Raw genomic sequence first — 21,249 nt, forward strand, 5'->3', positions numbered from 1 at the left:
GTTCGAATCCCGGCTGCAAGGGTGACCGATCACGCGAAATCCGCGAGCCTGCGCGCCAGGTCGGCCGGGTCCGTCTCCGGCCCCACGATCCACCAGGGTGAGACCCAGTCCGTCGCTGCCAACTGGGCGTACAGCTCACCGGTTCGGGCCTGCAGGCCGCCGTCACGCTCGTACGCGTCGAGCTGACGCGACGCGTCCTCGGCCTCACGGGAGCGGGCGCGCTGCTCGGCGAGGGCTACCGGTACGTCGAGGTACAACTGTAGATCGGGAGAAGGGAGAGCGAGTCGGCCCAGCTCCAATTCACGGACCCAGGCGACCATCTCGCCGTCCACGCCCTGATGCACCCGCGCCGCGTTGTAGGCAGCGTTGGACGCCACGTAGCGATCGAGGAGAACAATGTCGTTGGTGGACAACAGTTCCGAGATCTGACCCGCAGCACCGGCGCGGTCCAAGGCGAACAGAACTGCCATCGCGTTCACGGACTCGGCCAGGTCTCCGTGTGAACCTTTGAGCGCCTCAGCAGCGAGATCCGCGTGGATCGACTTTCCGTACCGCGGAAAATCCAGCGTCGCGATCGACGTGCCGCCGCGGCGGAGTTCGCCCTCCACTTTGCCGATCAACGTCCGCTTTCCAGCTCCGTCGAGGCCTTCCAATGCCACCAGTGTTCCCACGGCGGACAAGCCTATCCCCCGGCCTGCTTGCGCAGACCGGGGGACGGCGGGCACTACATCCTCAGCGATGAATCACCGGGTCAGTAGCGGTAGTGCTCCGGCTTGTACGGGCCTTCGACGTCGACGCCGATGTACTCTGCCTGATCCTTGGTGAGCTTGGTCAGCGTGCCACCGAGTGCCTCGACGTGGATCTTGGCGACCTTCTCGTCGAGGTGCTTGGGGAGGCGGTAGACCTCGTTGTCGTACTCGTCCGGCTTCGTCCACAGTTCGATCTGCGCGATGACCTGGTTGGAGAAGCTGTTGCTCATCACGAACGACGGGTGGCCCGTCGCGTTGCCGAGGTTGAGCAGGCGGCCTTCGGACAGCACGATGATCGAGTGGCCGTCGGCGAACGTGAACTCGTCGACCTGCGGCTTGATGTTGATCCGCGTGACGTCGCCGGACTTCTCGAGGCCGGCCATGTCGATCTCGTTGTCGAAGTGTCCGATGTTGCCCAGGATGGCCTGGTGCTTCATGGCCTTCATGTGCTCGAACGTGATGATGTCCTTGTTACCGGTGGACGTGATCACGATGTCGGCCCAGCCGATGGCCTGCTCGACCGTCTTGACCTCGAAGCCGTCCATCAGCGCCTGGAGGGCGTTGATGGGGTCGACCTCGGTGACGGCGACGCGAGCGCCCTGGCCACGAAGTGCCTCGGCGCAACCCTTGCCGACGTCTCCGTAACCGCAGACCAGCGCAGCCTTGCCACCGATCAGAACGTCGGTGCCGCGGTTGATGCCGTCGAGCAGCGAGTGGCGCGTGCCGTACTTGTTGTCGAACTTGCTCTTGGTGACCGAGTCGTTGACGTTGATCGCGGGGAACGTGAGTTCACCGGCAGCGGCAACCTGGTACAGACGCAGAACGCCCGTGGTGGTCTCCTCGGTGACGCCCTGGACGGACTCGGCGATCGCGGTCCACTTGCCCTTGTCGGACTCGAGGGACTGACGCAGAAGTGCAAGGAAGACCTTGTACTCGTCGGAATCCTGGTCGTCGTCCGTCGGCGGCACGACGCCGGCCTTCTCGAACTGTGCGCCCTTGAGCACCAGCATGGTGGCGTCGCCACCGTCGTCGAGAATCATGTTGGCAGGCTCACCCGGCCAGGTCAGCATCTGCTCCGCTGCCCACCAGTACTCCTCGAGGGTTTCACCCTTCCAAGCGAAAACCGGAACGCCCTTGGGCTCTTCCGGGGTGCCGTGCGGACCGACGACGATAGCGGCGGCAGCGTGATCCTGTGTGGAGAAGATGTTGCACGAAGCCCAGCGCACCTCGGCACCGAGCGCGGTCAGCGTCTCGATCAGAACTGCGGTCTGAATGGTCATGTGCAGCGAGCCGGAAACGCGAGCGCCCTTGAGCGGCAACACCTCTGCGTATTCGCGACGAAGCGCCATGAGGCCGGGCATCTCGTGCTCTGCCAGACGGATTTCCTTGCGACCGAACTCCGCGAGCGAAAGATCTGCAACTTTGAAGTCGATGCCGTTACGGCTCTCGGCCACGGGCGTTGTTGAAACTGAGGTCGTCATCTGCCTCTCCTGGTTGACGTGCATACTCTGCACAAGCCTATCGGTGCACAAGGCTATCGGTTAGACGCCCTCTCCCGCCCGCCCCTCTACTGCGCGGCCCTCGCGCGCCACATCGATGAACGGTCCGAGCAAAGTACCCAGATCCTCCGCGACCGAAGCTCCGGACTCGGGCGGCATCGAAATGTAGCTCAGCCCGAGGCGCGCAATCGCCCTCGCCAGAATCCCGGCATCAGCAGGTGACGCTTGAATCCACCCTCGCTGAAAACTCTCCGCAAGCCGCGACGACGCCCGCTCGATGATGACCGCACTGTCGGTGGTGATCAGGCGAAGCAGGTCCGGCTTGGCCTCACCGGTGAGCAACGAGATCACCAGCGGGTCGGTGGCACTGGAGGCGAAAAACGACCCGAAGCCTGCCATCAATGCCTCGACTGCACGCCCCTCGTGCGCCACCATGGCCTCGTCCACCGCGTCGACGAAGCCGTCCGCGAGCCTGAGCGCGTACGCCTCGGCGAGCCCTTGCCTCGAACCGAACTCGTTGTAGAGCGTCTGACGGCTCACACCTGCGTGCTTGGCCAGAACCGTCAGGGTTACCTCGGACCAGTCGCGTTCGGTCAACAATTCTCGCATCGAATCGAGCACCGAGGTACGCAGCAGCAGTCGCGACGCTTCTTTCTGCGGCAGGCGGGTGGGCGTCGAAGTCATGGTGACGACATTACCGCCGCACCTAGGTCCGTTCGACGCCGACGCAAATCACTGCCGCTCGACCTCCACCATGAAGAAGTCGCTCTTCGCCGCCCCACAGTCGGGGCAACTCCAGTCTTCGGGAATGTCGTCCCAGCGAGTCCCCGGTTCGATACCGTCCTCCGGCCAGCCGACCGCCTCGTCGTACTCGAATCCGCATTGCGCACACTGATACAGCTTGTAGTCGTTCATGATTCACTCCCCGCCGTTTCCGGAATCGGATCGAAGTCCAGCTTTTCCCTCACGCCGCAGTCCGGGCAGCACCAGTCGTCCGGAACGGCATCCCACGGCGTTCCCGCCGGAAACCCTTCTCGTGGTGCACCCTTGGACTCGTTGTAGACGTATTCACACACCGGGCATTTGTAGCTGCTCATCACGCTGCCCCGTATCGGGCAAGGATACGATCGCGCTTGGACGGCTGAACGTTGACTCGGGTGATGTCACCGTCGTAATGGGCAAGCACTTTGGGGTCCATGACTTTTCGCCACAACGGCGGAACGTACGCGAGCATGATCATGCTCGCGTACCCGCTGGGCAGGTTCGGTGCACCGTCCATGCTTCGTAGCGTCTGATATCGACGCGTCGGGTTCGCGTGATGGTCACTGTGACGTTGGAGGTGATACAGGAAAATGTTGGTGCAGATGTGATCGCTGTTCCAACTGTGCTCCGGTGCAGCGCGCTCGTACCGCCCACTGTCCAAACGGCGACGCTTCAGTCCGTAATGCTCGAGGTAGTTGACCGTTTCGAGCAAGCAGAACCCGAACACGGCCTGCAGCACCAGGAACGGCAGCACCGAGAGCCCGAAGACGGCGACGAGGACACCGAAGAGCACAACGGACATCAACCACGAATGCAGGACGTCGTTGCGAATTGTCCACGGCTTCTTACCCAGTCGATCCAGTCTGGCTTTTTCCAGTGACCACGACGAGCGCAGAGATCCCCACACACTGCGCGGGAGGAAGGTCCAGAAGCTCTCACCGAAGCGAGACGACGCCGGATCCTCGGGAGTGGCGACACGTACATGGTGTCCGCGATTGTGCTCGATGTAGAAGTGGCCGTAAAACGACTGCGCCAGAGTGATCTTCGACAACCAGCGCTCGAGATCGTCCTTCTTGTGACCGAGTTCGTGTGCGGTGTTGATCCCGATTCCCGCGACACAACCGATACTGATCGCCAGACCGATCTTGGAGATCAGCCCCAGTCCCCCGTCGATTCCGAGCCAGGACAGGTCCGTCGCCGACCAGAGATAGCAGGCCAGGACCAGGCTGGCCAACTGGAACGGTATGTAGATGTACGTGCAGTACCGGTAGTACCTGTCGTTCTCGAGACGCTCCATCACCTCGTCGGGCGGATTCTCGCCGTCGGGGCCGAAGAAGATGTCGAGGATCGGGAGCAGGATGTAGACGAGCAGTGGCCCGATCCACCACCACACCGGCGAGACCGCATTCCAGCCGAGGCTGTTGAACAACGCGACCAATCCGACGGCGATGAAAACCGCCGTCGGCGGCACCAGGCCGAGCAGCCAGAGATACCTCTTCTTGTCCCGCCACTGCTCCGGCGGGAGCGTCTGCCCGGAGTGCGAGTTCACGTGCGTCGACACGGTCTACCTCCTCGATTCGGACCGACTCGGCAACTGTGAGTCAGTTCACTATGAGATAGACAGTACTACTTGATTTGTACATGTGATAGACAAATGGCAAACTTTGTACAATTACTCTATTTCGCCGCGTTCACGCTTTCCGATCAACGAATGCTGTCTGCTGTAGGCGAAGTAGATGACCACACCGAGGGCCATCCAGACCACGAACCTCATCCAGGTCTCCACCGACAGGTTGAACATCAACCACAGACACGCGAGTACGGCCAGGATCGGGACCAGCGGGACCAGCGGCACCCTGAAACCGCGGGGTAGGTCCGGCCGCGTCCGACGAAGCACGAGAACCCCCAACGACACGAGAACAAACGCGAACAGCGTGCCGATGTTGACCATTTCCTCGAGAGTGCCGATCGGAAACACTCCGGCGAGCACCGCGACCACAACACCGACCAACACGGTGATCCGCACCGGTGTTCCGTGCTTGCCGGTCGGCGCCAGGCGTCGCGGCATCAGACCGTCGCGTGCCATCGCGAAGAGCACCCTGGTCTGACCGAGCATCAGCACCATCACCACTGTCGTCAGGCCGGCCAACGCACCGAACGAGATGACGTTTTTCGCCCACGTGATGTCATGGAAGGCGAATGCCGTTGCCAGGTTGGAAGTATCGCCCTCGAGTTCGGTGTATTTCACCATCCCCGTCAGCACGAGTGTCACCGCCACGTACAGAACCGTGACGATCAGGAGAGAGCCCAGGATGCCGCGTGGCAACGCCTTCTGCGGTTCCTTCGCCTCCTCCGCCGTCGTGGCGACGACGTCGAAGCCGATGAACGCGAAGAACACCAGACTGGCTGCCGCGAGCAATCCGTACCACCCGAACGTGCTGCCACCGGCCCCCGTCACGTACGAGAACAAGGACTGGTGGATGCCCTCCCCCGTCGATCCCGGTTCAGACGGAGGAATGTACGGCGAGTAGTTGTCGGTGTCGATGTAGAAGAGACCGACGATGATCACCAGCAACACCACCGCGACCTTGATCGCCGTGATCACCAGCGAAACCCTCGACGAGAGTTTGGTTCCGGTCGCGAGCAGCACCGTGATGACCACGATCACCAGCACCGCTCCCCAGTCGAAGGAGATCGGCCCCAACTCGACGATCGGACTCCGCGAGCCCATCACTTCGCCGAGGTACAGCGACCAGCCTTTTGCGACCACCGAAGACGCCAAGGCGAATTCGAGGATGAGATCCCAGCCGATGATCCAGGCGACGAATTCGCCGAACGTCGCGTACGAGAATGTGTAGGCGCTCCCGGCGACCGGCACCGTCGATGCGAACTCGGCGTAGCACAGCGCTGCAAGTCCGCAGGCGATGGCGGCAATGACAAACGCCAGGGAGACCGACGGCCCGGCGACATTTCCCGCCGTCCGAGCCGTGAGTGTGAAGATGCCCGCGCCGATGACCACCGCGACACCGAACACGGTGAGATCCCACGAGTTCAGTTCTTTCCGGAGTTTGGTTTCCGGTTCATCCGTGTCCTTGATGGACTGCTCGATCGATTTCGTTCGAAACAGCTTCGACCGTCCAGATCCGGCCTGCTCGTCCTTGACAGCCATTGCCGCCTCCTTGCTGGGGACCAGCAGGTCCCACTATGGGCAAGTAGAGAGATGGCATCAGCCTAAGCCCGCGGGCGCGGCTTTGTTCAGGGTTTGTCGGGAGCCTGTAGATCTGTCCCAGGTCGATCTGTCCTGAGACGATCCAGGTCCGGCTCGAGGTAGATCACCCGCGCCGCAGGTACGGCAGCGCGCACGCGAGACTCGGCCTCGTCGATCGCCGTCGCCACATCCGAGATCGTCGATCCGATCGGCACCGCAACCTTGGCAGCAACAAGAATCTCCTCGGGACCGAGGTACTGCGTCTTGCAATGAATGACGCGTTCGATACGAGTTCCGTCGACCAGGGCGTTCAGGATCAGTTCGGTCTCCACCGCCGTTGCGCCCTCACCGATCAGCAGCGACTGCATTTCGATGATCAGAATGATCGCGATGATGCCGAGCAGGACACCGATGCACAGAGTTCCGATGCCGTCGAAGACCGGATTTCCAGTCACCATCGTGAGGCCGACGCCGCCGAGTGCAAGGACCAGACCGATCAATGCGCCGGTGTCCTCGAGCAGCACAACCGGAAGTTCCGGGCTACGAGAGGTTCGGATGAAGTTCCACCACGACGCGTTTCCCTTGAGCGGTCGTGATTCCTTCGCTGCGGTCCGGAAGCTGTAGCCCTCCAGACAAATCGCGATGACAAGAATCGCAATTGCCACGAAGGCCGAATTGAGTTCTTCCGGATGCTGAATCTTGTGAATACCTTCGTAGATCGCGAACAGCGAGCCGAGGGTGAAGAGCACCAGTGCCACGACAAACGAATAGAAGTACCGGTTGCGCCCGTAGCCGAACGGGTGCAGTTGATCTGCCTCACGTTCTGCCTTCTTCTGTCCCAGGAGCAGCAACCCTTGATTGGACGTGTCGGCCACCGAGTGCACCGATTCGGCGAGCATCGACGACGATCCGGTGATCAAGAATCCGGCGAACTTCGCTACGGCAATTCCGGCGTTGGCTGCGAGAGCCGCCAGAATTGCCTTCTTGCCACCGTGAGCCGACACACGCTCTCCTAGTTCCCGACTACTGCACTGAATACCTGCGCAGTCGGAGTCCGTGCGCTCAGGTGTATCGCGGGCTCGTCGGCCGCGATCCACGCCGCTCGGCCCCGATCGAGATCGAGAGTGTCGGCGCCGCACGTCGCAGTGACCGCGCCGTCGGTGCAGATCAGAATCCGCGGGCCGGAAGAATCGACCACGAGGTCGGTGGAATTCGAGTCGAACTCCAGACGCGTCAGACGAAATTCGGGCGCCGGCGTGACGTACTCGTACCGTCCTGATCCTGCCTGACCCGAACCTGGTGCCGGAGCTGGATCGAGCACTTCGATGTCCGCCCCGACGAAGTCCAGAACCCTCAGCAGTTCGGGCACGTCGACGTGTTTGGGCGTCAGTCCGCCGCGTAGCACGTTGTCGGAGTTGGCCATGATCTCCACCGCGAGTCCATGGAGATACGCATGGAGATTGCCGGCAGCGAGGAACAGTCCCTGTCCGGGCTCGAGTGTGACGCGGTTGAGCAGCAGGGCAGCCAGTACGCCTGCGTCGCCGGGGTATGCCTCGCTCAATTCCAACGCGGTGCGGATCTCGGTCACGAATTCGGCGTCGTGATGCGCGACGTAGGTGATGCACCCGGCAAGTACGGCAGGGAGCAATGTCCCGAGCACCGTGGACGGTAGCGTGATCCACGTCGTGAACAACGCCCGGAGCCCGTCGGAATCGGGTTGGCCTTCGAGCAGACCGATGTACGGCTCCAACTCGTCGACGGCCAGAGCGCGCAGCAGTTTGACGGTGCGCGTCGGCTCACGGAATCCGGCAAGAGCTTCGAATCTGCTCAGCGCGACAACGAGTTCGGGCTTGTGACTGCCGTCCTTGTAGTTGCGAATCGGCGATTCCATGGGAACGCCGAGAGCGTTCTCACGACGAAAGCCCTCGTCGGCTTGAACCGCACTGGGATGAGCCTGAAGCGACAGCGGTTCTTCCGCCGCAAGCAACTTGAGCAGGAACGGGAGTCGCTCACCGAAAGCCTCGAGGTTCTCACGCCCGAGTTCACGCTCGGGTTCGCGGTGCAGGACCTCGAGCAACGACTCGCTTCCGGATTCGGTGATCACGCGCGCCGGGTCACCCGGATGCGCGCCCAACCACAACTCCGCTTCGGGATGATTCGACGGGGTCGCGAGGCCGCGCAGTTCGGCAATTGCCGTTCGCGAACCCCAGGCATAGGAACGAAGTGCACCTTCGAGTTCACGCACTTACTTCGCACCACCCGTCAACTGCACGTACGCCGCAGCCATGTCTACTCGAGACGCCAACACGAACACCTGCTCCATCTCCGATATCACCACGTTGGTCTGGTCTTCGTCTGCCGCCACGACCAGATCCGCGTCGGCCAGTGCGTCCATCCGCCGTTTCGCCTCCCCGCGCGTGGATTCGGTCGCGAAAACGAACGCCCGCGCCGGCGCGGTCGGCAGTGCGCCGTCCAGTTGCGGATCGTGAAAGAACGGGTCGTGGAAAACCGAATCACGCGAAGCTGCGTCGGGCGCGAACAACGCTCGTGCCGAACGGATCACCTCCGACATCTCGGCGGCAGCGGCGTTCAGGCCCGAGCTCATCAGCGAAACACTCGAAAACTCTGCGAGTGCTGTTGTCACGGAACCACTTCCACACAGAACGACGCGTCGACCGCTCATTCTGGTGGCCAACGACTTGGCCGGGTTGTGGAATACCTCGTTGGCCGGCCCGTCCCGCAACGCTTCCGTGTCAACCGCGTCGGCGATTCGACCGAGCACCGCCGAACGGTCCTCGATCGATCCCTTGCCCTCGATTTCGGCGGCAACCGCGAGGAAAACGGCGAGGAACCGCGTCATCGTGTGCCTCGGCGAGGCGTAGAGCCGCGGCGGCAACGGCATGGTGCGCCCGGCCGCCACAGCTCGCATGGGCCCCTCGTCCGGAACGGCGACAACAACTTCGGCGCCACGGCGAACGGCACTGTCGACCGATTCGACCAGGCGTGGATCACCGGCATCGTCACCGGCGACGACGATCACGTCCAACGGTCCGGCCCACGACGGCGTCCGGTCGAGCACGATGAGCGGACACCCGATCGAATCTCCGACGAGGGCGAGCGCGATCCTGGCTCCGTGTCGAGCGCCACCGGCGCCGGCGATCAGCACGACGCTGCGCGGACGCAGACCGGCCAGCCGAGAGATCACACCCTCGCCGACGGCCGACGCGGTGGCTCGAATCTGTGCGCCCCCCATCGCTACAGACCGCAGTAGCCCCTCCGAATCGGCAGCCGACAAACCCTCGCTGTCGTCGAGGTCGAGAAGCGGCATCGGCGCTGTCATCTCACCGCACCCCCTTCTCCGTTAGCAGTTCCCGCACCATCCAGCATTCCAGCTCTACGCGGTTCGTGGTGGCAAAGCCTTCGTTCCCGACGCCGTCGTTCCCGAAACAGTCCCCCAACTATCCCAGGGCTTCGGCTCACCGACAAACCGATCAGACTCGGATTCAAGCCCGGACGATCGCCAGAATTTCGTTCACCAATGCGTCGACATCGGCGGACGTGGGTGCTTCGACGTTGAGTCGCAGCAATGGTTCGGTGTTGGACGCGCGCAGGTTGAACCAGGCATTTCCCTCGAGGCTGACCGTGACTCCGTCGAGGCGATCCACCGACTCGGTGCGGTCCGCGAATGCTGCCAGTACGGCGGCCGTGCGATCGGCTGCGTCCGCCACCGTGGAGTTGATCTCGCCCGAGGCCGCGTAGCGCGTGTACTCCGCCATCAACTCCGACAGCGGGCGGTCCTGCTCGCCCAGCGCAGCGAGTACGTGCAACGCCGCGAGCATGCCGGAGTCGGCGCCCCAGAAGTCGCGGAAATAGTAGTGAGCGGAGTGCTCGCCGCCGAAGACGGCACCGGTCTCGGCCATCTCCTGCTTGATGAACGAGTGGCCGACTCGGGTACGAATTGCGACGCCGCCGAGTTCTTCGACCAGTTCGGGCACTGCCCGTGACGTGATCAAGTTGTGGATGATCGACGCGCCCGGTTCCTTCGCGAGTTCACGCTTGGCGACGAGTGCCGTCACCGCGGACGGCGAGACCGGGTCACCCTTCTCGTCGACCACGAAGCAACGGTCTGCGTCACCGTCGAACGCCAAACCGATGTCTGCACCGGTTTCACGCACGTAGGCCTGCAGGTCGACGAGGTTGGCCGGATCGAGCGGATTGGCTTCGTGGTTGGGGAATGTGCCGTCGAGCTCGAAGTACAGCGGGAGAACCTCGAGAGGCATCGGCCCGAATACGGCCGGAGAGGTGTGTCCACCCATGCCGTTGCCTGCGTCGACTGCGACCTTCAGCGGACGCAACGCAGCCAGGTCGACCAATCCGCGCAGGTAGCTCGCGTAGTCCTCGAGGACGTCCTTGGTGCTGGCGGTGCCCGCCGGCCCGTCGTACGCGGGCACACCCGAAACGACCTCGGCGGAGATGATTGCGAGACCGGTGTCCTGACCGACCGGCTTGGCGCCGGCCCGGCACATCTTGATGCCGTTGTACTTGGCCGGATTGTGGCTCGCTGTGAACATCGCGCCCGGGCAGTTCAGCAAACCGGATGCAAAGTAGAGCTCGTCCGTCGACGCCAATCCGATGTAGACGACGTCGAGCCCTTGAGCGAGCACGCCGTCACCGAAAGCCGAAGACAGTGTGGGCGACGATGCACGCATGTCGTAGCCGATCACAACCGTCGTGGCGGCGCCGGCCTCGTCGCGGACCAGACGGGCGAACGATGCACCGACGTCGCGGACAAAATCTTCGTCGATCTGCTCACCGACCACGCCGCGCACGTCGTACGCCTTGATGATTGCAGCAACCGACTCGGCTGTTCGCCCCACTGAAAATCTCCTTGTGCATGCACCCTCACAGACGGGAACGTCCGGGCGCGTAGCGTCCGGAGATTCGCAGTACTCGGGTGTGGAAGTACTCGGTCGAGCCTAGCGTCTGCGGCGACGAATCTCGCGTCAGTTGGACGGGTCGGGCAGAACGCGGAGGTGTCCACGACGCCCTGTACGGGCAGTACTCGGAGCTGTGGGACGTATGTCCTCATCTGCGTCGACGTTGGACTTGCTGCGATCTCCGAGACCGGCTTCACGTACAGCTTCGGCCAAAGCGGTCAGATCGTCTTCGTCGGGAGTGCTCGACGCGAATCCGCCTTCGTGGCGGACGAGTTCCCAGCCCTTCGGGGCAGTGATTCGCGAACCGTGCGTGTCACACAAATCCCACGAATGGGGCTCGGCGACGGTTGCCAGCGGCCCGACAACCGCAGTGGAGTCCGAGTAGACATACGTAAGCGTCGCGACGGCGGGGTTCTTGCACCCGGGGCGGCAGCAGCGACGCAGAGATCTCACAGGTACGGAGCCTAGCCCTCCCCACGTCCGGAACCTACTCGGACACACCGAGCAGTTTCTTCTGTCGTAATCTTCACGGCATGCCACACGCTCGCCGCCGACGCTCGGTCACCACTCGTTCCATCGAGCGACACGGCCGTGGCCTGCGCGGACCGCTACTTCCCCCGGAGGTGCCCGCACGGCGTACCCGGGCCGAGAAGTTCGATCTCCTGGTGCTCGACGCCTTCTCGCCAGTCGACCTCGCTTGGCACGACCGGTTGACGAAACTCGACATCGCAGTCGACGAAGTCCCGAAGATTCACGCGCACGATCCGGACTCCGTGACGTGGCCACCGGAGGTCATCGCAGACGGCCCGGTTCCACTGTCACGACTGATTCCGGCCGGAATCGACCGTCACGGAAATACCACTCGCGCAAGAATTGTGCTGTTTCGCCGCCCACTGGAGCAGCGTGCGAAGGATCCGGAAGAACTCACGGATCTGGTGCACGACGTGTTGGTCCATCAAGTCGGCACGTATCTGGGCGTCGACCCACAGGTCATCGACCCCACACTGCCCGACGAGGACTGATACTGCCCGACAAGGACTGATACTGCCCGACGAGGACTGACGCACTGTCAGACGAAAAAAACTGATGTCACACGAAGATGTAAATCCACACGAAGAACAAAACAGTCGTTGCTTGACCTGCAATTCCCCGTTGCAGGTCAGACTTTCGAAGACCGCCCGTCAGCCCCGACGCTGACAGAACCGATTCAGCAGCAGATCAGATGATCCCCCGCTTGAGCCGCCGACGCTCGCGCTCGGACAACCCTCCCCAGATTCCGAACCGTTCGTCGTTCGCGAGCGCGTACTCGAGGCACTCGTCACGAACTTCACAACCGAGGCAGATCCGTTTTGCTTCCCTCGTCGATCCGCCCTTTTCAGGAAAGAACGCTTCGGGATCGGTCTGCGCGCAGAGAGCACGCTCCTGCCACTGATCCTCGATGGTGTCGAACAATTCTTCGAAGCCGGTGACGAGACTCAGCACTGGCCGAGTACTCACACCGTCGAACTCACTGCTGCAGGCACCTTCTGCTGCGCCTGCTCGGGAATCGGTCTGCGGTTCGTCGCTTACTGTCATTGCGAGAGAACTGATCTCGACATTTTCATTGGGCATCGTTCCGCCTCCTCACCTGTAATAGCGCAGAATTTTCACTCCATCTTCAACCCCACCCCGCCGACCGTTCGAAACTGTGTTCGAAACCGGCCCCGCTGCAAGTGAACTCACAAGTAGCGGTTGGAATGACACATTTGAGATTACACACGTCCAGCGTGTCGCGGTCAAGCTAAACGAGATGAATCCATTAGTATTCCGGCCCCCAATTGACGGGACCTTCTGCCCGCCAGACACGACGACGCGCCGACCGCCTAGGCTCTGTTGTCGTGAACGTGACTGTATTGGTTGGCGGCGTCGGCGGGGCCCGTTTCCTTCAAGGTGTGCAAAATGCGCTCGGAATCGTCGGTGGTGAGTCCCTCGAGAAATACGAAGGCCCACATCGCATCACGGCCGTCGTCAACGTCGGGGACGACGTCTGGATGCACGGTCTGCGTATCTGCCCCGATCTGGACACTTGTATGTACACACTCGGCGGCGGTATCGACACCGAACGCGGGTGGGGGCACGCCGGCGAAACCTGGAATGCGAAAGAAGAACTCGCGGCATACGGAGCGAAGCCGGATTGGTTCGGCCTCGGAGATCGCGATATCGCAACACATTTGATTCGCAGCCAGATGCTCCGCACGGGATATCCGTTGTCCGCGATCACCGAAGCGTTGTGCAATCGCTGGAATCCAGGTGTCGCACTGCTTCCCGTGAGCGACGACCGCAGCGAAACACACGTTGTGATCACCGATCCGGAAGACGGTGAGCAGAAGGCGATTCATTTCCAGGAGTGGTGGGTACGCCATCGAGCACAGGTGGAAACTCACAGCTTCGCTCACGTCGGCGCCGAGCAGGCCAAGCCCGCGCCAGGGGTGGTCGAGGCGATCGACGGTGCCGACATCGTGCTGATCGCACCGTCCAATCCCGTCGTGAGCGTCGGCGCGATCCTCGCGGTGCCCGGAATTCGCGGAGCCCTGCGAACCACTGCAGCGAAGGTTGTCGGACTCTCCCCCGTCATCGGCGGAAAACCGTTGCGCGGCATGGCTGACGAGTGCCTCGACGTAATCGGAGTCGACACGACTTCCGAGGCGATCGGTCGCCACTACGGAGCTCGTTCGATCAACGGCATTCTCGACGGCTGGCTCGTCGACGAAGGTGACACGGCCGACATCGACGGGGTGGACGTGCGAAGCATCCCACTTTTGATGACCTCCCCCGAAGAGACCGCAAAAATGGTTCGAACGGCTTTCGAGATCGCCGGAGTCGAACTGTGACCGAACCCCGAACCGAAGCAAGCCGCGACAGAAATCACTCCCCCGGCGATCACTCCCCCGGCGCCGCAATCGAAATCATTCCCGTGCTCGGCCTTCCCGAGTTCCGGCCCGGAGACGACTTGGCCGCCGCTGTCGTCGACGCAACGCCGTGGATCGAGAACGGCGACGTCGTTGTCGTCACGAGCAAGGTGTTCTCCAAAGTCGAGGGTCGCATCGTTTCCTCGCCGACCGATCCGGAAGAGCGCGACGCAGCGCGGCGCCTCCTGGTGGATCAGGAAGCCGTCCGCGTCGTGGCGCGCAAGGGCCGCACTTTGATCACCGAGAACAAACTCGGGATCGTGCAGGCCGCATCGGGCATCGACGGCTCCAACGTCGACGGTGCCGAGCTGGCTCTGCTCCCCGTGGATCCTGATGCAAGCGCTGCGGGTCTGCGCGCCCGGATCCTCGAGAGCACGGGCAAGTCCGTCGCCGTCGTCGTCACCGACACGATGGGTCGTGCGTGGCGCAACGGGCAGACCGACGCCGCAATCGGTTCGTCCGGCATTCCGGTCCTGCACGGCTACCTCGGAGCACAGGACAGTCAGGGCAACGATCTGATCGTCACCGAGATCGCGATCGCGGACGAGATCGCCGCCGCCGGCGATCTGGTCAAGGGCAAGCTGGGCGGCGTTCCCGTCGCCGTTGTTCGCGGGCTTCGGTTCGAGGACGACGGTTCGAGCGGCCAGGATCTGATCCGCCGCGGCCCGGACGATCTGTTCTGGCTGGGCACCGAGGAGGCCACGGTGATGGGCCGCGGCCAGGCCCTGCTGCTGCGCCGGTCGGTTCGGCAGTTCGCAGCTGACCCCGTCGACGCGGAGATCATTCGCAGCTCGATCGCCGAGGCACTGACCGCTCCCGCACCACACCACACGAGACCGGTTCGATTCGTGTGGCTGCGTACCGAGTCCGTCCGCTCGGCTCTCCTCGAGAAGATGCGGGAGCAGTGGGCCGCCGATCTTCGCGCCGACGGTCGCAGTGACGAATCCGTCGAGGCCCGAGTTGCACGCGGAAACATCCTGTTCGATGCCCCCGAGGTCGTCATTCCCTTCTGCGTGCCCGACGGCGCACACAGTTACCCGGATGCCCGACGTACCGCAGCGGAGTCCACGATGTTCACGGTTGCCGCCGGCGCGGCAGTGCAGGGCCTGCTGGTCTCGCTGGCCACACGCGGCGTGGGAAGCTGCTGGATCGGCTCGACCATATTCGCCGCCGACCTCGTACGTGAACAGCTCGATCTCCCGGCGGACTGGCAGCCACTCGGCGCGGTCGCAATCGGGCACCCACTCGAGCCCCTGACTCCGCGCACCGTCTCCGCCCCCGGGGACGCGTTGGTGGAGTTGTAAGTCCATGTCAGCCGAATCGCTGCACGCCTCGGCCAAGGGCGTTCTGGAGGACTGGGCGACATCCTCCGAAGCGGACGAGTCACTGCGGCACACGATGCTCGCGTTCCTCGATTCGGCTCCGGACGGATGCCTTCGTCGCCATGCACCGGGACACATCACCGCGTCGTCTCTGGTTCTCGACGAGAGTGGTTGCCACGTCCTGTTGACCCTGCATCCCAAGGTGGGCAGGTGGATTCAGCTCGGCGGTCATTGTGAGCCCGACGACGAGACGGTGGTCGATGCGGCCTTGCGTGAAGCTCGCGAAGAGTCGGGTATCCACGACGTTCGGATAGACCCGGACCTGCTCTCCGCCCACACACATCCGATCACGTGCTCGCTCGGGGTTCCGACTCGTCATCTCGATCTACGGTTTCTTGTTGTGGCACCGGACAATTCGCATATCGTCCGGAGCGCGGAGTCCACCGACCTCCGATGGTGGCCGGTGGACGCGCTGCCGCCGACTGCCGAACGCGAGACAATCGATCACCTGGTCGCGCTCGCACATCAGCGCAAGAATCAGAACTGAATCGGAGAAAGCTCGGGCTGCTTGGCGCTGACGCCGTCGCCCGAAGACGTTCCCTTCACTCGCCGAGCTACCCACGGCACCAAGAATTCTCGCGCCCATTGACGATCCTCGCGACGAGTTTCGGCTTTGGTGAGAACCGGCGCCGGGCCCAGATCGGGTGGGATCAATCCGTGTTCGACGCCCAGTACGTCGAGCACCCGCGTCGCCATGTTCTCGTGCCCGGCAGGCGACATGTGCAATCGATCCCAGTCCCACATCCGCAGGTCCTGATATTCGGAGAATCGCCAGAAGTCGACGAGGGTCGCGCCGTGGCGGTCCGCCACCTCGCGAACAAGCTCGTTGTAGATCGCCAGGCGTCCGCGAAGCTTGCCGAAGAAGGCGGACCATCCGGTGTCGTACGCGGTGAAGATGAGAACCCGCGCGCCGGAAGCCGTGAGCTGGCCGATTGCCGAATCGTAGCGGGCGACAACCGCGTCGATGTCGAGCTTGGGACGCATCATGTCGTTTCCGCCGGCGTAGATGGTCACCAGATCGGGCTTCAACGCCAGAGCGGGTTCCGCCTGCTCGTCGATGATCGGTCCGAGTAGGCGACCACGAATCGCCAGGTTGGCGTAGCGGAACTCGGGATTGTTCACCGCCAACTGTTCGGCCACTCGGTCTGCCCACCCGCGCAGACCGTTGGGGAATCGTTCGTCGGCGTCGCCGACGCCCTCGGTGAACGAGTCACCGAGGGCAACGTAACGGCTCGGAAGAGAAGTCATACCCGCCAGTATTCCAGTAGGTCAGCTAACGATCACACATCTGTGCTGAAGCGCACGCCACCGTCCGGCAGCGTCACGCCCGGCCACACGCGCGCGCCGCGCAACAATTCGCACCGCGCACCGATGTCCGCTCCGTCACCGATGACGGCGTCGCGGACCAGCGCTCGGGGTCCGATACGGACGCCGAATCCGAGGATCGATCGCTCGACCACCGCACCGGCTTCCACTACGGCGCCGTCGAAGAGAATCGCACCGTCGAGGCGCGCACCTGCGCCGACTTCTGCGCCTCGACCGACAACCGTGCCGCCGATCAGGACGGCGCCGGGTGCGATTCCGGCTCCGGGGTGCACCAACGACTCGCCGCGCGGACCTTCGAGAGCGGGTGAGGGCGCGATACCTCGCACCAGGTCGGCGGAACCGCGGACGAAGTCCTCGGGGGTTCCCATGTCACGCCAGTACGACGAGTCGACGTGGCCGAACACCCGCTTGCCCTCGGCAAGCAGATTCGGGAACACCTCGCGCTCGACCGACACCGGTCGTCCCTCGGGGATCTGCTCGATGATCTCGCGCTTGAAGACGTAGCAGCCGGCGTTGATCTGATCCGTCGGCGGATCCTGGGTCTTCTCCAGAAATGCCGAGACTCGTCCGTCCTCGTCGGTCGGAACACAACCGAATGCACGTGGGTCGCCCACGCGAACCAGATGCAGGGTGACGTCGGCGTCCGTCTTCTCGTGGGTCTCGAGAATGGCGTTCAGGTCTGTGCCACCGAGCACGTCACCGTTGAACACCATGACGTTGTCGCCGCGCAACTTCGGGAGCACGTTGCGAATTCCGCCGCCGGTGCCCAGCGGTTCGGTCTCGAAGACGTAGTCGATCTCGAGGCCCATCTTGGAGCCGTCGCCGAAGTAGTCCTCGAATACCTCTGCCTTGAAAGACGTTCCGAGCACCACGTGCTTGATACCGGCCGCCTCGATACGGGCGAGCAGGTGTGTCAGGAACGGCAGGCCGGCGGTCGGAAGCATCGGCTTGGGCGCAGACAACGTCAACGGACGCAGCCGAGTGCCCTTGCCACCTACCAGGATTACGGCGTCGGTCGGATTCGGATCGGACATCATTTTCCCCCGTGGTTCGAAACTGATGGGTTGTCGGTCGAGTTGTCGGTGCGAGCGCGCTCGCGGACAGCAGAAGCTACGGCGATCTTGGACCGCACGGCCAAGCCACCGCGCAAGGCAAGTCGCAGCGGAGCCTGCCACCAGTGCGGATGGCGATCGGCCTGGAACTGGTAAGCGCTGCGATGATGGGCCGGCAACATCAGTTCCGGATGACGGCCTGCCGCATGGCCTTTGGCGTGGGTGACAGTGGCAGAGGGTACGAAGACGTTGAGCCACCCGGCTTTTCCGAGGCGGTCACCGAAATCGACGTCCTCCATGTACATGAAGTATCGCGAGTCGAAACCGGAGATGGCATCGAAGGCGTCGCGCCGTACCAGCAGGCACGAGCCGGAAAGCCAGCCCACTGCGCGCTCGGTGACGGCCTCGTTCTCTTGACGGTACCGAGCAGTCCACGGGTTTTTCGGCCACACCGTGCCGAGCAATGCGTGCCCGACGCCCGAGGTGATGTCGGGCACGGTTCGCGCCGACGGATAGACGCTGCCGTCCGGTTCGAGGACCTTCGGCCCCAGTGCACCGGCCCTTGGCCACCGATTTGCCGCGGCGACCAATTCGTCGAGTGAACCGGGTGCCCATTGGACGTCTGGATTGGAAATCACGACAAATTCGATAGACGAATCGATCTCCGCCACAGCCCGATTTATCGCTCCGCCGTAGCCGATGTTTCCACCGGTTCGAAGCAGACGAACATGCTCGTACTTGGCATCAGCGGCCTCGGGGGCGCCATCGGTCGACCCGTTGTCGGCCATGATGACCTGGGGTTTTTCTGTCGTCGCCACGGCGAGCGTGCTCAAGAAATTCTCGAGATGCTCGCCTGGCGAGTAGGTCACCGTTACCACGGCCAGCTTGGGACTCACGCCGGTCAGCCTAGCCGTCCGCGGGCACTGCCCCGAACAATGCTCACGCCAGAGCGGCGTGCAGAGCCTCTCGCCACGGACGCAGCGGCGTCATTCCCGCGGTAACCCACGCGCGCTCGGACAAGACCGAATACGCCGGGCGGGGAGCAGGGCGCACGAAGTCCGCGCTGCTGCACGGCCGCACCCGAGCCGGGTCTGCGCCGATCTCCTCGAACACAGCGCGTGCCAACTCGTACCAACTTGCCTGCCCACCATTGGTCACGTGGAATGTCGACGAACCCGTGAAGTCCCGCAGCGCGAGTTCGACGATCCCGCCCGCCAGGTCGAGGCTGTAAGTAGGTGACCCGACCTGATCGTCCACGACGTTCACGAATTCACGTTCGGCTTCGAGCCTTCGCATCGTGGCGACAAAATCCGAGCCGACACCGGAATACACCCACGCGGTACGGACAACCGCCACGTCTGCCCCGGACTTCCGGACAGCTACCTCGCCGGCCAGTTTCGTTCGTCCGTATACCGTCGCCGGACCGGTCGCTGCGTCGACGTCGTACGGTGTGCTCGCGTCGCCGGGAAACACGTAGTCGGTCGAGACGTGGATCAAGCGCGAACCCACCCGCGCACAGGCTTGCGCGAGATTCCGCGGTCCGATCTCGTTGACGGCCTTCGCCGCCTCCTGGTCGGTCTCGCCGGCGTCGACGGCCGTGTACGCGGCGCAGTTGATCAGCACCGAGCCGGGCGAGACGAATTCGTCGACGGCATGGATGTCGGTGATGTCCAGCTCGTCGGATCCGACGGCCGTGACGGGAAGACCCGCCGAGGTAGCGAGGGTTTCGACACGGGTCCCGAGCTGCCCTCGGGCGCCGGTGAGCAGGATATTCGTCACACGGTTCAGTCTGGCACGCCGCGTCGAGGTACCCGCGGCCGAGCATCGGACCAGTAACCTGAAGGAGTGTCCCACCAGCAACCGCAGCGCCGCGCGCGTCCACGACCTGCGCCGATTCGGACCAAGACGAGCCCGGCTCGCATAGCGGTCGCGGTACTCTCCGTGCTCGTACTGCTGGTCACCGGGTTCGCATGGCGGGGTGTGGACTCGTTGAGGAGCAGCCTTGCCACTGCCAGCGGCCTCGGCCTCGGTGGCGGCAAGGACGGAGCCATCGACATCCTGATGGTGGGAACCGACAGTCGCACCGACGCTCACGGCAACCCGCTCTCACAAAGCGAGCTCGACTCGTTGCGCGCTGGTGAGGAAGTTGCGTCCAACACCGACACCATCATCTTGATCCGCGTTCCCAACGACGGAAGTTCCGCTACCGCGATCTCGATTCCCCGCGATGCGTACGTCAACGTCCCCGGTATCGGTATGTCGAAGATCAACGCCGCGTTCGGTGCCACCAAGGAAACCGAGCGACTGAAGTTGGTCAACAACGGGTCGTCCGACAGCGACGCCGACAAGAAGTCGACGGAAGCCGGCCGGACCGCGCTCATCGGAGCCGTGGCGAATCTGACCGGAATCACCGTCGATCACTACGCCGAAGTCGGTCTACTCGGATTCGTCCTGCTGACCAACGCAGTGGGCGGAGTCGACGTCTGCCTCAACGCGCCGGTCGACGAACCGATGTCCGGCGCCAATTTCGCAGCCGGGAAACAGACCCTCGACGGCGCCGACGCGCTGAGCTTCGTCCGTCAACGACACGACCTCCCCCGCGGCGACCTCGACCGGATCGTGCGCCAGCAGGTGTTCATGGCGTCCCTCGTCAGCAAGGTACTCAGCGCAAAAACACTCAGTGACCCCGGCAAGCTCAGTCAGTTGACCTCGGCCGTTCAGCGCTCCGTCGTGATCGACGACGACTGGGACATCATCGAATTCGCCAAGCAGTTGCAGAATCTGGCCGGCGGCAAGGTGCAGTTCGAGACGATTCCCGTCCTCGACATCAACGGCATGACGGACTACGGCGAGTCCATCGTCAAGGTCGATCCCAAGGCCGTCAAGAAGTACATCGCCGGATTGGTCGGCGCCGACAGCGAGGACTCGGACGAGACCTCCGAGGCACCGACCACCGTGAATGCGTCCTCGATCACGGTCGACGTCGCAAACGCCAGTGACATCGCAGGATTGGCCAGTGGGGTCTCCGAGGCCTTGAGCGCCCTCGGATACAAGCAGGGTCAGGTCGGTAACAACACCGGAGCGGACGTCACCGAATCCACGGTGTTCGCAAAGTCCGCGGACGACGACGCTGCACTCGCAGTCGCCGAGGCACTCGGCGGCCTGACGGTCAAGGCCGATTCGTCGCTGTCCTCCGGCAAGGTTCGTGTTGTCATCGCCGAGGACTACAGCGGACCGCAGTCCGCGGACGCGGTTTCCCCGTCCGACGGGGCGACAACCACCACTGAATCGGCGAGCACGACCGAGACCAGCCCCACCCCCGCCCCTCCTGGTCCGCCGATCGACGCAGCCTCCAACGGCCCGCGCTGCGTTAACTGACCCGCTGC

At 63.3% G+C, this 21,249-nt stretch carries 22 protein-coding genes; 5 read left to right on the top strand and 17 right to left on the bottom strand.

Annotated elements, in window-relative coordinates; all coding sequences use genetic code 11:
* Positions 1–29: 29 nt before the first annotated feature.
* From ACFT1A_RS14790 to ACFT1A_RS14845, 12 genes are all read right to left on the bottom strand, one after another.
* Positions 30–671 (bottom strand): dTMP kinase, encoded by a 642-nt coding sequence (locus tag ACFT1A_RS14790; RefSeq protein ID WP_378447616.1) that lies wholly within the window; start codon positions 669–671, stop codon positions 30–32.
* Positions 672–751: 80 nt separating this feature from the next.
* Complete coding sequence (gene ahcY / locus ACFT1A_RS14795) at positions 752–2,230, bottom strand: adenosylhomocysteinase (protein WP_003940766.1); 1,479 nt, start codon at positions 2,228–2,230, stop codon at positions 752–754.
* A gap of 60 nt (positions 2,231–2,290) precedes the next feature.
* Positions 2,291–2,932, bottom strand: a complete 642-nt coding sequence (locus tag ACFT1A_RS14800; protein ID WP_378447617.1) for a TetR family transcriptional regulator — start codon at positions 2,930–2,932, stop codon at positions 2,291–2,293.
* Positions 2,933–2,980: 48 nt separating this feature from the next.
* Entirely contained in the window at positions 2,981–3,163 is a 183-nt protein-coding gene (locus ACFT1A_RS14805; protein ID WP_317825444.1) for a rubredoxin, read from the bottom strand.
* On the bottom strand, positions 3,160–3,345 hold the full coding sequence (locus ACFT1A_RS14810; protein ID WP_378447618.1) for a rubredoxin: 186 nt from the start codon (positions 3,343–3,345) through the stop codon (positions 3,160–3,162). The genes ACFT1A_RS14805 and ACFT1A_RS14810 overlap by 4 nt, the downstream gene beginning before the upstream one ends.
* A complete protein-coding gene (locus ACFT1A_RS14815) occupies positions 3,345–4,571 on the bottom strand; it encodes an alkane 1-monooxygenase (protein ID WP_378447619.1) in 1,227 nt (408 codons plus the stop codon). Before ACFT1A_RS14815 ends, ACFT1A_RS14810 begins: the two co-directional genes overlap by 1 nt.
* A 111-nt stretch (positions 4,572–4,682) precedes the next feature.
* Complete coding sequence (locus ACFT1A_RS14820; protein WP_378447620.1) at positions 4,683–6,179, bottom strand: amino acid permease; 1,497 nt, start codon at positions 6,177–6,179, stop codon at positions 4,683–4,685.
* 86 nt (positions 6,180–6,265) lie between these two features.
* Positions 6,266–7,222, bottom strand: coding sequence for a cation diffusion facilitator family transporter (locus ACFT1A_RS14825; RefSeq protein ID WP_378447621.1), 957 nt, complete (start codon positions 7,220–7,222; stop codon positions 6,266–6,268).
* Positions 7,223–7,230: 8 nt separating this feature from the next.
* Positions 7,231–8,463: a mannose-6-phosphate isomerase, class I gene (gene manA, locus ACFT1A_RS14830; protein WP_378447622.1), complete on the bottom strand. Its 1,233-nt coding sequence runs from the start codon at positions 8,461–8,463 to the stop codon at positions 7,231–7,233.
* The gene (locus ACFT1A_RS14835) at positions 8,464–9,558 is read right to left on the bottom strand and encodes a tobH protein (RefSeq protein ID WP_378447623.1); all 1,095 of its coding nucleotides are present in this window, start codon (positions 9,556–9,558) and stop codon (positions 8,464–8,466) included.
* 163 nt (positions 9,559–9,721) lie between these two features.
* Positions 9,722–11,095: a phosphomannomutase/phosphoglucomutase gene (locus ACFT1A_RS14840; protein WP_378447624.1), complete on the bottom strand. Its 1,374-nt coding sequence runs from the start codon at positions 11,093–11,095 to the stop codon at positions 9,722–9,724.
* Positions 11,096–11,221: 126 nt separating this feature from the next.
* The gene (locus ACFT1A_RS14845; protein WP_378447625.1) at positions 11,222–11,608 is read right to left on the bottom strand and encodes a DUF3499 domain-containing protein; all 387 of its coding nucleotides are present in this window, start codon (positions 11,606–11,608) and stop codon (positions 11,222–11,224) included.
* Between the two features lie 80 nt (positions 11,609–11,688).
* Here ACFT1A_RS14845 and ACFT1A_RS14850 point away from each other — a divergent pair, with 80 nt between their 5' ends.
* On the top strand, positions 11,689–12,177 hold the full coding sequence (locus ACFT1A_RS14850) for a metallopeptidase family protein (RefSeq protein WP_378447626.1): 489 nt from the start codon (positions 11,689–11,691) through the stop codon (positions 12,175–12,177).
* Between the two features lie 196 nt (positions 12,178–12,373).
* On the opposite strand, the gene ACFT1A_RS14855 is transcribed toward ACFT1A_RS14850, so the two are convergent.
* A complete protein-coding gene (locus tag ACFT1A_RS14855; RefSeq protein WP_166502928.1) occupies positions 12,374–12,637 on the bottom strand; it encodes a WhiB family transcriptional regulator in 264 nt (87 codons plus the stop codon).
* Positions 12,638–13,032: 395 nt separating this feature from the next.
* On the opposite strand from ACFT1A_RS14855, the gene cofD reads away from it, so the two are divergent.
* The 3 genes from cofD to ACFT1A_RS14870 are packed head-to-tail and all read left to right on the top strand — an operon-like array spanning position 13,033 to position 15,972.
* Entirely contained in the window at positions 13,033–14,025 is a 993-nt protein-coding gene (gene cofD / locus ACFT1A_RS14860) for a 2-phospho-L-lactate transferase (protein ID WP_378447627.1), read from the top strand.
* Positions 14,022–15,407, top strand: coding sequence for a coenzyme F420-0:L-glutamate ligase (locus ACFT1A_RS14865; RefSeq protein ID WP_378447628.1), 1,386 nt, complete (start codon positions 14,022–14,024; stop codon positions 15,405–15,407). Before cofD ends, ACFT1A_RS14865 begins: the two co-directional genes overlap by 4 nt.
* A 4-nt stretch (positions 15,408–15,411) precedes the next feature.
* The gene (locus ACFT1A_RS14870) at positions 15,412–15,972 is read left to right on the top strand and encodes an NUDIX hydrolase (protein ID WP_378447629.1); all 561 of its coding nucleotides are present in this window, start codon (positions 15,412–15,414) and stop codon (positions 15,970–15,972) included.
* On the opposite strand, the gene ACFT1A_RS14875 is transcribed toward ACFT1A_RS14870, so the two are convergent.
* Genes ACFT1A_RS14875 through rfbD form a run of 4 tightly spaced genes read right to left on the bottom strand, consistent with a single transcriptional unit; the run spans position 15,963 to position 19,642 of the window.
* Positions 15,963–16,733: an SGNH/GDSL hydrolase family protein gene (locus ACFT1A_RS14875; RefSeq protein WP_378447630.1), complete on the bottom strand. Its 771-nt coding sequence runs from the start codon at positions 16,731–16,733 to the stop codon at positions 15,963–15,965. The two genes, ACFT1A_RS14870 and ACFT1A_RS14875, sit on opposite strands and share 10 nt — an antisense overlap.
* A gap of 32 nt (positions 16,734–16,765) precedes the next feature.
* Positions 16,766–17,848, bottom strand: a complete 1,083-nt coding sequence (locus tag ACFT1A_RS14880) for a sugar phosphate nucleotidyltransferase (RefSeq protein ID WP_019747766.1) — start codon at positions 17,846–17,848, stop codon at positions 16,766–16,768.
* Positions 17,845–18,759, bottom strand: coding sequence for a glycosyltransferase family 2 protein (locus ACFT1A_RS14885; RefSeq protein WP_378447631.1), 915 nt, complete (start codon positions 18,757–18,759; stop codon positions 17,845–17,847). The genes ACFT1A_RS14880 and ACFT1A_RS14885 overlap by 4 nt, the downstream gene beginning before the upstream one ends.
* Positions 18,760–18,802: 43 nt before the next feature.
* Positions 18,803–19,642 carry a dTDP-4-dehydrorhamnose reductase gene (gene rfbD, locus ACFT1A_RS14890; RefSeq protein ID WP_378447632.1) on the bottom strand — a complete coding sequence of 280 codons (840 nt, stop codon included), beginning with the start codon at positions 19,640–19,642 and terminating at the stop codon, positions 18,803–18,805.
* A gap of 114 nt (positions 19,643–19,756) precedes the next feature.
* On the opposite strand from rfbD, the gene ACFT1A_RS14895 reads away from it, so the two are divergent.
* The gene (locus ACFT1A_RS14895; protein ID WP_378447829.1) at positions 19,757–21,241 is read left to right on the top strand and encodes an LCP family protein; all 1,485 of its coding nucleotides are present in this window, start codon (positions 19,757–19,759) and stop codon (positions 21,239–21,241) included.
* Positions 21,242–21,249 lie beyond the last annotated feature (8 nt).

It is taken from the genome of Rhodococcus sp. NPDC057135 (assembly GCF_042670865.1).
Taxonomy (GTDB): Bacteria; Actinomycetota; Actinomycetes; order Mycobacteriales; family Mycobacteriaceae; genus Rhodococcus_F.

Excerpts from the sequence above, each read along its gene's own strand:
- ACFT1A_RS14805 (WP_317825444.1), bottom strand. The coding sequence starts at position 3,163 with ATGAACGACTACAAGCTGTATCAGTGTGCGCAATGCGGATTCGAGTAC.
- ACFT1A_RS14850 (WP_378447626.1), top strand. The coding sequence starts at position 11,689 with ATGCCACACGCTCGCCGCCGACGCTCGGTCACCACTCGTTCCATCGAG.
- ACFT1A_RS14820 (WP_378447620.1), bottom strand. The coding sequence starts at position 6,179 with ATGGCTGTCAAGGACGAGCAGGCCGGATCTGGACGGTCGAAGCTGTTT.
- ACFT1A_RS14810 (WP_378447618.1), bottom strand. The coding sequence starts at position 3,345 with ATGAGCAGCTACAAATGCCCGGTGTGTGAATACGTCTACAACGAGTCC.
- ahcY (WP_003940766.1), bottom strand. The coding sequence starts at position 2,230 with ATGACGACCTCAGTTTCAACAACGCCCGTGGCCGAGAGCCGTAACGGC.
- ACFT1A_RS14870 (WP_378447629.1), top strand. The coding sequence starts at position 15,412 with ATGTCAGCCGAATCGCTGCACGCCTCGGCCAAGGGCGTTCTGGAGGAC.
- ACFT1A_RS14875 (WP_378447630.1), bottom strand. The coding sequence starts at position 16,733 with ATGACTTCTCTTCCGAGCCGTTACGTTGCCCTCGGTGACTCGTTCACC.
- ACFT1A_RS14835 (WP_378447623.1), bottom strand. The coding sequence starts at position 9,558 with ATGACAGCGCCGATGCCGCTTCTCGACCTCGACGACAGCGAGGGTTTG.
- ACFT1A_RS14800 (WP_378447617.1), bottom strand. The coding sequence starts at position 2,932 with ATGACTTCGACGCCCACCCGCCTGCCGCAGAAAGAAGCGTCGCGACTG.
- ACFT1A_RS14880 (WP_019747766.1), bottom strand. The coding sequence starts at position 17,848 with ATGATGTCCGATCCGAATCCGACCGACGCCGTAATCCTGGTAGGTGGC.